The sequence below is a fragment of the Microbacterium sp. dk485 genome (assembly GCF_004570445.1).
Lineage (GTDB): Bacteria > Actinomycetota > Actinomycetes > Actinomycetales > Microbacteriaceae > Microbacterium > Microbacterium wangchenii.
In genome coordinates this window covers 626,192-642,501 of sequence record NZ_SPQW01000002.1, presented here as the reverse complement: position 1 = coordinate 642,501, position 16,310 = coordinate 626,192, and the positions used below count along the sequence as shown (strand labels likewise).

General features: G+C 71.4%; 10 protein-coding genes. 4 read left to right on the top strand and 6 right to left on the bottom strand.

Going from position 1 to position 16,310, the window contains the following annotated elements; genetic code table 11:
- Nucleotides 1-2: 2 nt before the first annotated feature.
- The gene (lepA, locus tag E4V99_RS13810; protein WP_135117604.1) at nt 3-1,850 is read right to left on the bottom strand and encodes a translation elongation factor 4; all 1,848 of its coding nucleotides are present in this window, start codon (nt 1,848-1,850) and stop codon (nt 3-5) included.
- A 293-nt stretch (nt 1,851-2,143) separates the two neighbouring features.
- Here lepA and E4V99_RS13805 point away from each other — a divergent pair, with 293 nt between their 5' ends.
- From E4V99_RS13805 to rpsT, 3 genes are all read left to right on the top strand, one after another.
- A complete protein-coding gene (locus tag E4V99_RS13805) occupies nt 2,144-6,214 on the top strand; it encodes an ExeM/NucH family extracellular endonuclease (protein ID WP_245233195.1) in 4,071 nt (1,356 codons plus the stop codon).
- A gap of 110 nt (nt 6,215-6,324) precedes the next feature.
- Entirely contained in the window at nt 6,325-7,044 is a 720-nt protein-coding gene (locus E4V99_RS13800) for an alpha/beta hydrolase (RefSeq protein ID WP_135117602.1), read from the top strand.
- A 112-nt stretch (nt 7,045-7,156) separates the two neighbouring features.
- Nucleotides 7,157-7,417, top strand: coding sequence for a 30S ribosomal protein S20 (rpsT, locus tag E4V99_RS13795; RefSeq protein ID WP_135066779.1), 261 nt, complete (start codon nt 7,157-7,159; stop codon nt 7,415-7,417).
- Between the two features lie 85 nt (nt 7,418-7,502).
- On the opposite strand, the gene holA is transcribed toward rpsT, so the two are convergent.
- The 3 genes from holA to E4V99_RS13780 are packed head-to-tail and all read right to left on the bottom strand — an operon-like array spanning nt 7,503 to nt 11,458.
- On the bottom strand, nt 7,503-8,540 hold the full coding sequence (holA, locus tag E4V99_RS13790) for a DNA polymerase III subunit delta (protein WP_135117601.1): 1,038 nt from the start codon (nt 8,538-8,540) through the stop codon (nt 7,503-7,505).
- Between the two features lie 9 nt (nt 8,541-8,549).
- Nucleotides 8,550-10,871, bottom strand: coding sequence for a ComEC/Rec2 family competence protein (locus E4V99_RS13785; RefSeq protein ID WP_245233194.1), 2,322 nt, complete (start codon nt 10,869-10,871; stop codon nt 8,550-8,552).
- A complete protein-coding gene (locus E4V99_RS13780) occupies nt 10,868-11,458 on the bottom strand; it encodes a ComEA family DNA-binding protein (RefSeq protein WP_240742648.1) in 591 nt (196 codons plus the stop codon). Before E4V99_RS13780 ends, E4V99_RS13785 begins: the two co-directional genes overlap by 4 nt.
- Before the next feature lie 266 nt (nt 11,459-11,724).
- Here E4V99_RS13780 and E4V99_RS13775 point away from each other — a divergent pair, with 266 nt between their 5' ends.
- Nucleotides 11,725-12,324, top strand: coding sequence for a peptidase M23 (locus E4V99_RS13775; RefSeq protein WP_245233193.1), 600 nt, complete (start codon nt 11,725-11,727; stop codon nt 12,322-12,324).
- A 35-nt stretch (nt 12,325-12,359) separates the two neighbouring features.
- Here the strand turns inward: E4V99_RS13775 and leuS are convergent, their stop codons facing one another.
- Together leuS and pabB are read right to left on the bottom strand one after the other, a co-directional pair.
- Nucleotides 12,360-14,939: a leucine--tRNA ligase gene (gene leuS, locus E4V99_RS13770; RefSeq protein WP_135117600.1), complete on the bottom strand. Its 2,580-nt coding sequence runs from the start codon at nt 14,937-14,939 to the stop codon at nt 12,360-12,362.
- A 69-nt stretch (nt 14,940-15,008) separates the two neighbouring features.
- Complete coding sequence (gene pabB / locus E4V99_RS13765) at nt 15,009-16,307, bottom strand: aminodeoxychorismate synthase component I (RefSeq protein WP_135066788.1); 1,299 nt, start codon at nt 16,305-16,307, stop codon at nt 15,009-15,011.
- Between the last annotated feature and the right edge of the window lie 3 nt (nt 16,308-16,310).

The window sequence follows — 16,310 nt, the reverse complement described above, 5'->3', positions numbered from 1 at the left end:
CGCTACTTCTGCTTGCCTTCGACGTCGCCGGAGAGCGCGGCGATGAACGCCTCCTGCGGCACCTCGACGCGACCGACCATCTTCATGCGCTTCTTGCCCTCTTTCTGCTTCTCGAGGAGCTTGCGCTTGCGGGTGATGTCGCCGCCGTAGCACTTGGCCAGAACGTCTTTGCGGATCGCCCGGATGTTCTCACGGGCGATGATGCGCGCACCGATCGCGGCCTGGATCGGGACCTCGAACTGCTGCCGTGGAATGAGCTTGCGCAGGCGCTCGGTCATCATCGTGCCGTACGCGTAGGCCTTCTCACGGTGCACGATCGAGGAGAACGCGTCGACCGCTTCGCCCTGAAGCAGGATGTCGACCTTCACGAGGTCGGCCGTCTGCTGGCCGGCCGGTTCGTAGTCGAGACTCGCGTACCCCTGCGTCCGGCTCTTCAGGTGGTCGAAGAAATCGAAGACGATCTCGCCGAGCGGCATGATGTACCGCAGCTCCACGCGGTCCTCGCTGAGGTAATCCATGCCGAGCAGCGAGCCGCGGCGCGACTGGCACAGTTCCATCACGGTGCCCACGTAGTCCTTGGGCAGGAGGATGCCGACCTTGACGATGGGCTCGGACACCTCTGCGACGCGCCCATCCGGATACTCGCTGGGGTTGGTCACCGAGATCGTCTCGCCGGTGTCGGTCGTGACCTCGTACGTCACCGACGGTGCGGTGGTGATGAGGTCGAGATCAAACTCACGGGACAGCCGCTCGGTGATGATCTCCAGGTGCAGGAGACCCAGGAAGCCGCAGCGGAACCCGAAGCCGAGCGCGACTGAGGTCTCCGGTTCGTACTGGAGCGACGCATCCGACAACTTCAGCTTGTCCAACGCCTCGCGGAGGTCGCCGTAGTCGCTGCCGTCGATCGGGTAGATCCCGGAGAACACCATCGGCTTGGGGTCGGTGTAGCCGGGGAGCGCCTCGGACGCCGGCTTGCGCGCGGTCGTGATGGTGTCGCCGACCTTGGACAGCCGCACGTCCTTCACGCCCGTGATGAGGTAGCCCACCTCGCCGACGCCGAGGCCCCTGCTGGGCACCGGCTCGGGACTCGACACGCCGATCTCGAGCAGCTCGTGCGTCGCGCGGGTGGACATCATCTGGATGCGCTCGCGCGGCTCGAGCTTGCCGTCGATCATGCGCACATAGGTCACGACGCCGCGGTACGAGTCGTACACCGAGTCGAAGATCATGGCGCGCGTCGGCGCGTCGGGGTCGCCCTGGGGGGCGGGGATGTCCCGCACGATGCGGTCCAGCAGCTCTTCCACGCCCTGGCCGGTCTTCCCGCTGACCCGCAGCACGTCCTCCGGCTCGCCGCCGATGAGGCCGGCGAGTTCTGCCGCGAACTTCTCGGGGTCCGCCGCGGGAAGGTCGATCTTGTTTAGCACGGGGATGATGTGCAGATCGTTCTCCAGCGCCAGGTACAGGTTCGCCAGGGTCTGGGCCTCGATGCCCTGGGCAGCGTCGACGAGCAGGATCGCCCCCTCGCATGCGGCGAGGGACCGACTGACCTCGTAGGTGAAGTCGACGTGACCGGGCGTGTCGATCATGTTCAGGGCGTAGGTGCCGGACTCGGACGCCCACGGCATGCGCACGGCCTGGCTCTTGATCGTGATGCCGCGCTCGCGCTCGATGTCCATGCGGTCCAGGTACTGGGCGCGCATGTCGCGGTCGGCGACGACACCGGTGATCTGCAGCATCCGATCGGCCAGCGTCGACTTGCCGTGGTCGATGTGGGCGATGATGCAGAAGTTGCGGATCAGCTCGGGAGGGGTCGCAGACGGCTCGAGAGGCTTCAGGGCACGGGGTGACATGTCCCGTCGATTCTACGGGGGCGGCGCCTGAGGAACGGGCAGCGTCGTTTCCCGGCCCTCCCGCCGAGAGTGCATCGAGTCGGCGAGAGTGCACCGGATCCGAGGCACTTTCGCCGAGGTGATGCACTTTCGAGGCACGAAGAAGGATCGTCGCCCGATCGCCACGAGTTGTTCACAGGGCCGAAACCGCGTGTCGGAGGGCGTCCCTAGGATCGGACTCAGGTCCCCCCGACCTTCCCCACCTGCGGGCGCATCGCAACGAACGCGTGCACTCCCTCTCGGAAGAAGATCCTGTGACGACGCATCCCCTCGTCCCTGCCCACCGTCCGACGCGCACGGGGAGGCGGCGTGCGCTGCTGTCCGCCGCGCTCGCCGCGGCCCTGACTCTCGGCACGGCGGCGTTCGGCGTCCCCGCGTCCGCCGCGGGCGCCCCCACCGCCGTTCCGATCGCCGACATCCAGGGCACCGTCGACGCGACGCCCTGGGCCGGCCGGACCGTCACCACCGAGGGCGTCGTCACCGCGCACTACGCCACCGGCGGGTACGACGGCTACGTCATCCAGACCCCTGGCACAGGCGGCGCGCTGGATCTTCCGGCCCACGCGGCCTCGGACGCGATCTTCGTGTACGCCCCGGGCGCCGTCGGCGAGGTCGCCCCGGGCCAGACGGTCCGCGTGACCGGTGAGGCCGGCGAGTTCCAGGGCCTCACCCAGTTGCGAGTCTCCCCCGGCGGCGCACAGGTCATCGCCGACGGCGAACCGCCTCTTCCCATCACCACCCCGTGGCCATCGGAGCCGGCACCGCGCGAGAGCATCGAGTCGATGCTCGTGCTGCCCGCCCCGGAGACGTTCACGGTGACCGACACGTACGGCATCAACCGGTTCGGCGACGTCGCGCTGGCGGCGGGCAGCGAGCCACTGCGGCAGCCGACGGATGCCGCGCGTCCAGACTCGGCGGAGGCCGCCGCCGTCGCCGCCGACAACGCCGCGCGGCTCGTGCTCCTGGACGACGGCGCGTCCGGCACCTTCGGAACGTCGTCGAACACGAGCACGCCGCCCTACCTCTCCACCGCCGAGCCGGTCATCGTCGGCGCGGGCGTGACGTTCAGCGAGCCGGTGATCGCCGACTTCCGCTTCGACGCATGGCGTCTGACGCCCACCCGGCACATCGTGGGAGACGGCTCGGGCCAGGACGGGGTCATCTTCGAGAACACCCGCACCGACGCGCCCGCGCCGGTCGGCGGCGATATCAGCGTCGCCTCCTTCAACGTCCTGAACTACTTCACGACCCTCGGCGACCAGACGTCGACGTGCCGGGCCTTCTCCGACCGCTCGGGCGATCCGGTCACCGTGCGCGACGGATGCGATCAGCGCGGCGCGTGGGAGGAGGAGGACTTCCAGCGCCAGCAGAGCAAGATCGTCGCGGCGATCAACGCGCTGGACGCGTCTGTGGTCGGCCTCATGGAGATCGAGAACTCCGCGAAGCTCGGCGAGTCCGCCGACGAGGCGACGACCAGTCTCGTCGCGGCGCTGAACGCCGGCGCCGGGCGCGACAAGTGGGCCGCCGTCCCATCCTCGGCGCAGCTTCCGGACATCGCGCTGCAGGACGTCATCACCAACGCGATCATCTACCAGCCCGCCCTCGTCACCCCGCAGGGCACGGCGCAGGCGCTGGGCACCGCATCCGCGCCGGGACAGCCGTTCGAGCAGGCGCGCGAGCCGATCGCGCAGGTGTTCGCCCCGGCAGCGGGCGGCGAGGACGTGCTCGTCGTGGTGAACCACTTCAAGTCCAAGGGGTCCCCTGCCACCGATGCTCCGGGCGATCAGGAGGAGAACAGCAACGGGCAGGGCGCGTCCAACGCCACGCGCGTCGCGCAGGCCGGAGCGCTCACGGCATGGGTCGACACGATCCAGGGCGACACGGAGTCGGTGGTCCTCGTCGGGGACTTCAACTCCTACGGTCAGGAGGACCCGCTGCAGGTGCTCTTCGACGCCGGCTATGTCGACGCGGAGGCGCACTTCGACCTCGGCGAGTCCAGCTACTCCTTCGACTCCCTCTCCGGCTCCCTGGACCATGTTCTCCTCAACGAGGCCGCCGTCGCGCGGGCCACCGGCGCGGACATCTGGGGGATCAACTCCGGCGAGGCCCTGTACCTCGAGTACAGCCGGCACAACTCGTTCCCGACGCTGTTCGAGCAGCCCGGCCCCTACCGCTCGAGCGACCACGACCCGATCACCGTGGGCCTGGCTGCCGGAACCGCAGCGCCCACGCAGATCGACGTCCTCACGATCAACGACTTCCACGGCCGCCTCGAGGCCAACCCGTCGGGGGACGAAGCCGGTGCCGCCGTCATCGCCGGAGCGGTGCGGGCGCACGAGGCAGCGAACCCGAACACGCTGTTCGTGTCGGCCGGCGACAACATCGGAGCATCCACCTTCACGTCGCTGATCCAGCAGGATGCGCCGACCATCGACACGTTGGTGGCCGCAGGACTGGACGTGAGCGCCGTGGGCAACCACGAGTTCGACCGCGGATTCGACGACCTCGTCGACCGCGTGCTCCCCCGCTTCGGCGGCAACACCGACCCCGCCGCCGTGACGCCCGCGCAGCGCGCCGCGGGCGCGGCGTTCGGCCTCGGCGCCAACGTGTATGCGAAGGGCACGAAGAACCCCGTCCTGGCGGAGTACGTCATTCAGGACGTCGACGGCGTGGCGGTGGCCTTCATCGGCACCGTGACCGAGGACACCTCGGGCATGGTCGATCCCGCCGGTGTCACCGACGTCGACTTTGGCGACCAGCGGGAGGCCGCCGACCGCGTCGCCGCCGAGCTCACGGCGGCGGATGCGGCGGATGTCATCGTCCTGCTGACCCACTCGGGCGCCGCCACATCCGGCGACTGCGCGGCACTCGCGGCCGACCGCGCCGGCTTCGGCGCCCTGGCGGGCGGGGTGTCGCCCGACATCGACGCCATCGTCTCGGCGCACACGCACCAGACCTACGCGTGCGACGTCCCCGTCGACGGCGCCCCAGGTCAGACCCGCCCCGTCGTCCAGGCGTCGGAGTACGGCAAGGCGATGGGCAGGCTGCAGATCGCCTACGACGAGCAGGCGGACCGACTCGTCTCGATCGCCGCGACGACGTTCCCGCTGAAGGGCGCGTACACCGCCGACGCCGACATCGCAGCCCGCGTGGACGCGTACGTCGCCGAGGCGGATGTCATCGGCGCCGAGCCCATCGGCCGCATCAGCGGCGACATCCTCCGCGGCGGGACGCCTCCGGGCAACGACCGCGGCGTGGAGTCGTCGATGGGCAACTGGGTCGCCGACGTCTACCTGTGGGCCACGAGCGAGAATCCCGCCTTCGCCGGGACGCCGGCCCAGATCGCCCTCATGAACCCGGGCGGGCTGCGGGCCGATCTGCTGCGAGGCGAGGACGGCATCGTGACGTACAAGGAGGCGGCGCTCGTCCAGCCGTTCGCCAACACCCTCGTGACCGTGACGCTCACCGGCGCGCAGATCGAGGAGATCCTGCAGCAGCAGTGGAAGGCGGAGGGCGATCGCCCGAAGCTGCATCTGGGCGTGTCGGAGGGCTTCGCCTACGAGTACGTCCAGGACCCGGACGACCCGCGCACAGGACGCGTCGTGTCGATGTCCTACCAGGGTGCGCCGATCGCCCCGACCGACAGCTTCACAGTCGTCACGAATTCGTTCCTCGCGAACGGGGGCGACGGCTTCCTCACCTTCGCCGAGGGAACCGACCGCGCCGACACCGGTCAGGTCGACCTGGACGCGACGCTGGCCTTCTTCGAGGCGTTCGACCTGGTCGACCCGTCGCCGCTGGGGCGCGCCGTGGCGACGTCGGACGTGCCTGGTGAGCCGGGAGAACCCGGTGAGCCGGGTGAGCCTGTAGAGCCGGGCACAGGGACGCCGCCTGCTCCGGTGAACCCGGGTGGCGCCCCGCCGGAGCCGGGCGAGCAGAGCGGCGGCGACTGGGCCGACGTCGTCCTGAGCAACGGAGGGCGGGTCGAGCAGGGCGGTACCCTCACCGTCGCGATGTCGGGTCTGACCCCGGGACAGCAGGTCGCCGCGACGGTGTTCAGCGACCCGATCGCGGTCACGGGCATCCCCGCCGCCGACGCCGCGGGGCGCACGTCCTTCGCCGTCGCGATCCCGTCCGATTTCGACCTCGGCGCGCACCGCCTCGTGATCACGTCCGCAGGCCTTGATCCGATCAGCGTCGGCCTGTCGGTGGTGCCGCGCGGGGCGCTGGCGGTCACCGGCTCCCAGCCGCCGCTCGGTATCGCCCTCCTCGGCGCGTTCCTCCTTGTCGCCGGCGGTTTGGCGTTCGCCCTGCGGCGCGCCTGACCCTCATAGCGAGAGTGCATCGACTCGGCGAGAGTGCACCGGATTCGGGGCACTCTCGCCGTCTTGATGCACTTTCGGGGCGCGTGGGAGGCGTCGTTAGGCTGGAGGACATGACGGTCCAGGTGGTGCTCGTGCACGGCATCCGGACGTCGGCCACGATGTGGCGCGCACAGGTGGAATACCTGCGGGAACGCGGGACGCCGGTGACGGCCGTCGATCTCCCGGGGCACGGATCCCGCCTCGGGGGGACGTTCAGCCTGGAGGGCGCCTTCGACACCATCGACACCGCCGTCCGCGCGGCCGCCGAGCGCGGACCCGTCCTGCTGGTGGGCCACTCGATGGGCGGACTCCTGTGCATCGAGTACGCCGGCGCCGCCGACGCGCCGCCGGTCGCGGGCCTGGTCGCCGCGTCCTGCACCGCCATCCCACGGGGCGTGGGGCTGTCCGCCTACCGGATGATCGCGCGGGGCTTCGACGCGCTGCCGGGCCGCGGCATCAGGATCACGAAGTACATGCTGAGCAGGACGCTCCCCGCCGAGACCCGGGAGGACTTCGGCGCCGGCGGCTACGCCTTCGACGCGCAGGATGCGGCGATGGCCAGTCTGTCGGTACTGGACCTGCTCACGGCCCTCCGCCGCATCCGCGTGCCGCTGTGGTTCGTCAACGGTCAGTACGACCAGCTCCGGATCAACGAGCGACTGTTCCGCAAGATCGCTCCCGATGCTGAGCTCATCGTGGTGCCGCGCACCACCCACCTGGTCTCGGCGATGCGACCCGAGGTCTTCAACGCGCTGCTGAACCTGGCGATCACGACCATCGACCAAGACTGATAGACTCGGTGATTGGCTTGCGTGTGGGTTCCCACCCTCACGACCGCCGTGCGACACCCCTCTCTTGTCTCGCGGCATTGACCAGATCACTCCGAACGAAAGACCGTCGAACGTGGCGAATATCAAGTCGCAGATCAAGCGCAACAAGACCAACGAGAAGGCGCGTGCGCGCAACAAGGCCGTCAAGAGCGAGCTGAGGACCGAAGTGCGTCGTACGCGCGAGGCCATCGCCGCCGGCGACAAGGCCGCCGCGCAGAAGGCACTGGTCACGGCGACCAAGAAGCTCGACAAGGCCGTGAGCAAGGGCGTCATCCACGAGAACCAGGCGGCGAACCGCAAGTCGGCCATCGCCAAGCAGGTCGCAGCCCTTTAAGACCCTGTCGAAGGCCCGTCCCGTTCGCGGGACGGGCCTTCGTCGTGCCCGGGCGCAGCGAACCGCGAAGGCCCGCCGCGAACGCTCAGGCGGCGAACGGCGCGCGCGTGGCGATCACGGTGATCATGCGCTCCAGCGCGAACACCGGATCGCGCGAGGCGCCCTTGACCTCCGCATCCGCCCGCGCGGTGGCGTGGATCGCCATGCCGAGGGTCACCTGCGACCACCCGACGAGATCGCGCCGCGCGCGGTCGACTTGCCAGTCCTTCATGCCCAGGCGCGCGGCGAGGGCCCGCGAGGGTTCTCGGCTCCCGGCGACGCGGGCCATCGTGCGGAGTTTGGATGCCACGGCCGCGACGAGGGGCACCGGGTCCGAGCCCGACGCCAGCGCGTGCCGCAGCGCCAGCAGGGCGTCCCCATACCGTCCGGCGATCGCGAAATCGGCGACGGTGAAGGCCGAGGTCTCCACGCGCCCGCCGTAGTACCGCTCGACGATCCGGTCGTCGATGTCGCCGGGGACGTCGGCGATGAGCTGCTGGCACGCGGAGCCGAGTTCGGTGAGGTCGTCGGCGAATGCCGATACCAGAGCGCGCAGCGCCGTGGGGGCGATCCGCTTGCGTGCAGCGGAGAACTCCCCCGCAGCGAAGTCGTAGCGGTCGGAGTCGCGTTTGATCGCCGGGCAGGCGATCTCGATGCCGCCGCCCTCGCCGGCGCGGATGGCGTCGAGGAGCTTCTTGCCCCGCACGCTCGCCCCGGTGTGCCGCAGGATGACGGTGGCCCCCTCCTGGGGCTGCGCGAGGTAGCCCACGGCCTCGGCCAGGAACGCGTCGGAGCACCGCTCCACGCCCGACACGCGGACCAGCCGCGGTTCACCGAACAGCGACGGCGACGTGACGGCCAGCAGGGTTCCGGGCGCGTAGTCGTCTGCGCGCAGGTCGGTGACCTCGAGACTGGGATCCTCCGCCTTCAGATATTCGCGGATGCCGGCCGTCGCCCGCTCGGCGCAGATCTCCTCGGGCCCCGAGATCAGCACGATCGACGCGGGCTGCGGATCGCGCCACGACACCTGAGGGATCGCCGAGCGCGCTTTCGCAGGCGCGCCGCGCCGGGATGTCGAAGCCATGCGACCAGCCTAATGACCGGGTGCGACGCCGCGTTCCCGCCACAGCCGCAGCGCATCGTCCTGCCGCCACACCGCGACGGTCCCATCGACGTCGGTGCGCGCCACCCGCGTGCCGCCGGTGCGCAGCAGGGTCAGGAGGCTGGCCCGCGGATGCCCGTAATCGTTGTCGCGGCCGACCGGGATGAGGGCGAGCTCGGCGTCGATCGCGTCGTAGAGAGCGGGGTCCTGGTCGGCGCTGCCGTGGTGGGCGACCTTCACCACGGCGTAGTCCTGCGAAGATGCACTCGCCCGCATGCGCGCCTGCGGTTCGGCCGAGAGGTCGCCCAGCAGCACCGTCGCCGGCAGACCGCCTCCCCGCACATCGATCGCGATGCTCGCGTCGTTTCCCGCCTCACGCACGGATGCGGCCGGCCACAGCGCACGCACGGTGGCGGCGCCCAGCGGGACGGCGTCGCCCGCGAGTGCCTGGTGGTGCTCGGCTCCGGCCGCCTCCAGCCGGGCCAATGCGCGGGCGCCGTCGGTGTCGGGCGGGCCATGCCACACGCGGGCCACCCGCCCCATGACGGCCTCCACTCCCCCGGCGTGGTCGGCGTCGAAGTGCGTGAGCACGAGCAGATCGAGCCGGTCGATACCGAACCGGTCCAGGCACTGCTGGAGGAGGTCGGGGGCGGGCCCGGTGTCGATCAGCGCCACGGACGACTCCGAGCGCACCAGCACGGCATCCCCCTGCCCCACATCGCACATCGCGATCTGCCATGCGGCCGGAACCGTCCACGGCGCGGCCACGCTCACCAGCGCCGCCTGCGCCGCGCCCCATCCCGCCGTCGCCGTGAGCACCGCGATGCTCGCCCCGCGCAGCATCCGGCGTCCACGCATGCCCGCAGGCATCAAGAGCGCCGCGATCAGTGCGGCGCACACGATGCCCAGCGCTACGGCCCCGGGAACCCCCTCCAGCCAGGGCAGCCGCTGCGCGGGGAGCGCGGCGACCGTCTCGGCGATGCCGGCGATCCACGCCGCGGGAACCCACGCGATCGCCACCAGGCCGTCCCGCACCACCGGCAGCGGCGCCGCCAGACACGCGAGGAGCCCGGTGACCGTCGCCAGCGGCGCGGCCGGCCCGGCGAGCATGTTGGCCGGCACACCCAGGAGCGCCACGTGCGGATCGAGCACGATCAGGAGCGGCCCGCACGCCAGCTGCGCCGCGAGCGGAACGGCGATGGCCAGCGCGAGCATCCGCGGCATCCACCGACCCAGAACGGCGGCGAGGGGGCCGGCGAGCACGAGCAGCGAGGCGGTGGCGGTCGCCGAGAGGGCGAAACCCCACGTGAGGGCGAGCCACGGGTCGAGCATCAGCAGCACGGCCACGGCGACGCTCAGGACCGCCAGGCCCGACCCCGCGCGACCCAGCGCCATCGCGAGCATCGCGATCGAGGCCATCGCACCGGCGCGCACGACACTGGGTTCGGGGGTCACGAGCAGGACGAACAGGGCGAGCGCGCCGAGGCCCGCGGCCGCGCGCACCCCCCGGCGAGCCCCGCACAGTGCTGCGATGCCGAATGCCAGCCCGACCACGATGGCGCAGTTGGCGCCGGAGACGGCCGTCAGATGCGTCAGCGCGGCGCTGCGCATCGACTCCTCCAGCGTGGCGTTCACCGCCGCGGTGTCGCCGAGGGCCAGACCGGGGATCAGCGCCGCCCCCGGGGGCGGAAGACGTGCAGCCGCATCCGCCAGGCCGCGGCGCAGCTGGGCGAGCGGTGCCAAGATCCCCGCGGGCGGGTGCACCACCTCCACGGGAGCCGATGCACGGATGACGGCCACCTCCCGCTCCCCCGCCTCGGGCGGAAGCGGGACGCCGGGCACCCGGACTCGTGCGCCCAGGTCGACGCCCGCCAGAGACGCCGCATCGGCCGCCCGCACCCCCACGCGGACCACGACCGCGCTGGAGACGGCCTCGGCGCCGGCGCGGATGGTGTGGGCGGTCGCGTCGAACCACACGTCTCCGGACGAGGACGGATCGAGCCGGCCCGTCACGACGGCCTCCACCACGACCGCGCGCCCCGGTTCCGCGACTGAACGCGCCTCCGCACGCGAAGGCTCCACGACCCCGACGTGCGCGCACACCGCGCCGCCGACGGCAAGGCACACCGCCACGACGCCCCACCCCGCGCGTGGCCGGGTGGTCACCAGCATCCCGCTGATCACCGTCGCCGCGCCGGCACACAGGGCGACCGCCGCCCAGCCCGCCCACGGCGGGGCGAGGACCGCGAACGCCGCGGCCGCCCACGCGGTCGCCGCCACCGGCACCACGCGCGCGCCGCGCCGCGCGTTCACACCCGCACCTGCTCACGCAGGCCCGCCAGGAGCTTCTCCCCGATCCCGGGCACGGCCAGAAGGTCCTCGACGCTCGCGAACCGCCCGTTCTCCTCCCGCCACGTCAGGATGCGGTCGGCCAGCGCAGGCCCGATCCCGGGGAGCTCCTCCAACGCCGCCGCATCCGCGGTGTTCAGGTCGACGACCGGATCGCCCGGTGACGCCGCTGCCGGGTCCGGCACCGCACCCACGACGGGGACGAGGAGCTGCTCGCCGTCCTGCACCGCGCGCGCGAGGTTGACGGCGCCGCGGTCGGCGTCGGGCGCGAAGCCACCCGCAGCCGCGATCGCGTCAACGGCCCGCGCGGCCGGCTCCAGCGCGTACAGCCCGGGCGCGGCGACGGCCCCGGCGACATGGACGTACACGACCGCCGAGGCCGACGGCGCGGACGGCGCCGCGGAGGCCAGCGGCACGGTCTCGGCCGCGCCGGAGGAGCCCCGGACGATGCCGATGCCGACGGTCACGGCGAACACCGCCAGCACCAGGACGATGGCCGCTCCCACGCCCAGCCGCCGGCGGGCCCGGCCCCGCTCATGTCCCGACTCCACGCGCGTCACGCTAGGGCGCGGCGGAGCGCGGAGGGCGGCGGGTCGAGCCGTCCGTGGATCGTGGTGCCTGCGATGGCGACTGGGGAGGAGAGGCCTTCGGCGAGCCGTGCGAGAATCCGGGAGTGACGCGCGCGAGTGGTACCTCCTCAACCGCGGCACGGAAGCGCACGGGCACGCGCACGCCGCGCCGGCGTACACGCGTGCGCACGCGGCGCCGAGGCACCCGTGCAGCACGGGCGAGGCGTGCCCGCCGCGTGCGGATCGCGGTGACCTCGGTGCTCACCGCCGCCGGCGTCGTGCTGCTCGCCGGCGTCGCCGCCCTGATCGGCACGGCCGTCCAGACCTTCGAGGACGCGGCGCAGAACCGAGACGAGATCGGTGGCTTCTCCGCCCCCCCGCCCCCGGTGGCGCCCCCGCCGGCGTACGACGCCGACCAGCTCGGCAATGCGGCAACCATCATGGCTGCGGGCGGTGATCTCGGGTTGTCGCGGCGCGATCAGGCCATCGCCGTGATGACTGCGATGGGCGAGTCGTCACTGCGCAACATCGCCTACGGCGATTGGGAGACCAGCGGCGTGACCAACCCCGATGGATCGCGCACGACGTCGATCGGCCTGTTCCAGCAGCAGGACGGCTGGGGCACTCGCGAGCAGCGCCTCGACCCGTACACCGCCGCGACCCTCTTCTATGCCGCCATGCTCGAGAAGGTCCCCGAGCCCGAGCGGCAGCAGACCGAACCGACCCTCGTCGCCCATCGCACGCAGATCAACCGAGACCCCCAGCACTATGCGAAGTACTGGTCTCTTGCCGTCCGCGTCGTCGAGGAGCTCTCCGGAGAGCAGATCCCCGGTGTCGCCGCCCCCTGAGCGCGGCCTCGACCGCGCTCAGGGTCGCGAGCAGATCACTTCGTGGAGAAGCTGACGACCTTCGGCGCGCGCACGACGACACGGGCGACCTCACGGTCACCGAGAGCACGCTGGACCTTGACGTCGCCGCGGGCCAGCGCCTCCAGCGCGTCGGCGTCGATGCGGGCGGGCACCTCGAGAGTGGCACGCACCTTCCCGTCGACCTGGACCACGGTCGTGACCGTCTCTTCCACCAGCAGTGTCGGGTCGGGCGAGCGCCACGTCACGAGACCGACGAACGGCTCGTAGCCGAGCACGGCCCACATCTCCTCTGCGGTGTGCGGTGCGAACAGATCCAGCACCATGGCCGTCACCTCCGCCGCCTCCCGCACGGCCGGATCGCTCGCGCCCGGTCCGGAGTCGATGGCCTTGCGCGTGGCGTTGACCAGCTCCATCAGTCGCGCGACGACGACGTTGAACTTGGTCTGCTCGACCAGTCCCGGCGCGTCGGCGAGCAGACGGTGGGTCACGCGGCGCAGCGCCGCATCGCCCTCCGCCCACACCACGTCGGGGCTGCTGTCGACGTCGTGCGCGACGCGCATCGCCCGGGCGAGGAACTTCGCCGCTCCGGTCGTGGAGACGTCGTCCCAGTCCTTGTCGTCCTCCACCGGCCCCGCGAAGGCCAGCGCGACGCGCAGCGCGTCGGCGCCGTGGGTGTCCAGCTCCTCCTGGAACAGCACCAGATTGCCCTTGCTCTTGGACATCTTCGTGCCGCCCAGGATGACCATGCCCTGGTTGATGAGGTTCGAGAACGGCTCGGTGAACTCCACCATGCCCATGTCGAACATCGCCTTGGTCACGAACCGCGCGTACAGCAGGTGCAGGATCGCGTGCTCGACGCCGCCGATGTAGAAGTCGACCGGCCCCCACTTGTCCGCCTCGCGGCTGGAGAAGGGCTGGGTCTCATCGCCCGGAGAGAGGAAGCGCATGTAGTACCACGAGGAGTCCACGAACGTGTCCATCGTGTCGGGGTCGCGCCGGGCGGGTGCGCCGGTCTCCGGGTCGACGGTTTCGACCCATCCTGTCGCCGCGCCCAGCGGCGAGGTGCCCTTGGGCGTCAGGTCGAGCCCTTCGACGTCGGGCAGGCGCACGGGAAGCTGGTCCTCGGGGACGGGCATGATGCGGCCGTCGTCGGTGTGGATCATCGGGATCGGCGTGCCCCAGAACCGCTGGCGCGAGATCAGCCAGTCGCGGAGCCGATACGTCTTGGCGGCGCGGCCGCGGCCCGTCGACTGGAGGATGTCGATGACCCGCGCGATCGCCGTGCGCTTGGAGAGCCCGTCCAGCGGCCCGGAGTTGATCATCCGGCCCTCGCCGGTGAGAGCGACGCCCGTGCGGGCGGGGTGGACCTCATCCAGCTGCCCTCCGAGCGGATCGATGGGCACACCGTCCTCGTCCACCTCGATGACCGGGATCGCACCCGTCACCGGCGCCGTCGTGTCGACCACGACGGTCACGGGCAGATCGAACGCGCGGGCGAAGTCCAGGTCGCGCTGGTCGTGCGCCGGAACGGCCATGACCGCTCCGTGCCCGTAGTCGGCCAGCACGTAGTCCGCCGCCCAGATCGGCAGCCGCGCGCCGTTGACCGGGTTGATCGCGTAGCGCTCGAGGAAGACACCGGTCTTGGGCCGGTCGCTGGACTGGCGGTCGATGTCGGTGGTCTTGCGCACGCCGTCCAGATAGCCCTGGAAGCGCATGCGGGCCTCCGGCGAGGCGTCCGCCACCAGCTCGGCGGCCAGGTCGGAGTCGGGGGCGACGACGAAGAACGTTGCGCCGTACAGCGTGTCGGGGCGCGTGGAGAACACCGTCACGCAGCCCGGGCGGCCTTCGATCTCGAAGTCGATGTCGGCGCCGACCGAGCGGCCGATCCAGTTGCGCTGCATCTGGATGACCTTCTGCGGCCAGAAGCCCTCCAGCTGGTTCAGGTCGTCCAGCAGGCGGTCGGCGTAGTCGGTGATCTTGAGGTACCACTGTGTGAGCTTCTTCTTCACGACCTCGTTGCCGCAGCGCTCGCAGCGACCGTCGACGACCTGCTCGTTGGCGAGCACGGTCTGATCGAACGGGCACCAGTTGACCGGGCTCTCCTTGCGGTACGCCAGCCTCCGCTCGTACAGCTTCAGGAACAGCCACTGGTTCCAGCGGTAGTACTCGGGGTCGCTGGTGTGCAGCACGCGGCTCCAGTCGAAGGAGACGCCGTAGTCGTGCAGGCTCGCCTTCTGCTGGGCGATGTTCGCGTACGTCCACTTCACCGGGTCGGCGCCGCGCTGGATGGCGGCGTTCTCGGCCGGCAGCCCGAAGGAGTCCCACCCGATGGGATTCAGGACGTTGTAGCCGCGGTGACGCCAGAACCGCGCGACGATGTCGGAGTAGAGGTAGTTCTCGGCGTGGCCCATGTGCAGGTCGCCCGAGGGGTAGGGGAACATCGCCAGGACGTACTTGCGCGGACGGGAATCCTCCTCGCCGCCGGCACGGAACGGGTCGTGCTCGGCCCAGAGGTCCTGCCACTTCCGCTGGATCGCGTGCGGGTCGAATCCGCCGCTCTCGGCAGCGGTCGGGGGGGTCGTGGTTCGGGACACGGAGAAGCCAATCTGGAACGTCGGGTTTCACGCCGAAGGCGCTCTGTCAACGTTACCGGACCGCCGTCCTCACCAGCCGGGAGGCAGCCCCGCGCCCAGCGCGGCCAGGGGGGCCCGCGCCTTCAGCGCCACCTCCGCGACCTCGGCCTCGGCCTGGGAGCGCCACGTGATGCCGCCGCCGGCGCCGACGTACGCTCCGCCGGGGCGGGTGAGGATGCTGCGGATCACCATCGCGAGGTCCCCCGACCCGTCGCTCCCGATCCACCCGAAGCATCCGGCGAAGACGCCGCGCGGCCCGCCCTCCAGCTCGTGGAGGATCGACATGGCCGACAGCTTCGGCGCCCCCGTCATGCTGCCGGCCGGGAACGTCGCCGCCAGGACGTCACCGACGGTCGTTCCCGGATCCAGCGTTCCGGCGATCGTGCTGACCAGCTGGTGCACCGTCGGATACGTCTCCACCTCCAGCAGCCGTTCGACCGTGACGCTGGCCGCATCGCACACGCGCGAGAGGTCGTTGCGCATCAGGTCCACGATCATGACGTTCTCGGCGCGCTCCTTCGGATCGCTCCGCAGATCGTCCACGAGCGCCGCATCCGCCGATGCATCCGCGCCCCGCCGCCGTGTCCCCTTGATCGGATGCGTGCGCAGTGTCCCCTCCGCCAGTTCCAGGAACCGCTCCGGGGTCGCGCTGACCAGCGCGACGTCCCCGAACCGGAGGAGGCCGCCGTGGTGGGAGGGCGCCGCCCGGCGCAGGCGGTCGTAGACGGTGAGCGGGTCGAACTCCCCCGCGATCTCGAAACGCGTCGTCAGGCACAGCTGGTAGGCGTCGCCTTCGCGGATGGCGTCGCGGCAGCGCTCGATCAGCGCGGCGTACTCCGCCGGGGCATGCCGCGCGGTGGCGCGCGCCTCATCCGCCGCCCCGGGCGCCGCGACCGGCGGCGCCGCCAGCAGCCGCTCTGCCACCTCGTGCCCGCGGCCCGATTCCGACACGACCCACACCTGCCGGGCAGCGTGGTCGAACGCGATCAGCTCGTCCGTCCGAACCCACATCTCGTCGGGGATCCCGTCACCGCGGCCGCGGACGGGGGCGCCGGCCGCCCCTGCTCCGGCCTCATATCCCACCCAGCCGACCCAGCCGCCGAGGAACGGGCCGGCCGGCGACTGCTCCGGATGCTGCGTCGCGTCCACCGCTCGCACCCTGGCCGGATCGTCTTCGGGCTCACCGGCACCCACCCAGCTCCACCCCGCTTGCGCGTCCGGACCGGCATCGAGCCAGAACACGTGGGAGCGGCCGGCGGCGAGAGCGGCGAACGCGGCCGCGGGGTCGACCCACCGTGGGAGGGGCGCGGCGGAAGTCGGCGGAAGCACGCT

Bases quoted from the DNA above. Each gene is read 5' to 3' on its own strand.
- lepA (WP_135117604.1), bottom strand. From the start codon at position 1,850: ATGTCACCCCGTGCCCTGAAGCCTCTCGAGCCGTCTGCGACCCCTCCC.
- E4V99_RS13800 (WP_135117602.1), top strand. From the start codon at position 6,325: ATGACGGTCCAGGTGGTGCTCGTGCACGGCATCCGGACGTCGGCCACG.
- holA (WP_135117601.1), bottom strand. From the start codon at position 8,540: ATGGCTTCGACATCCCGGCGCGGCGCGCCTGCGAAAGCGCGCTCGGCG.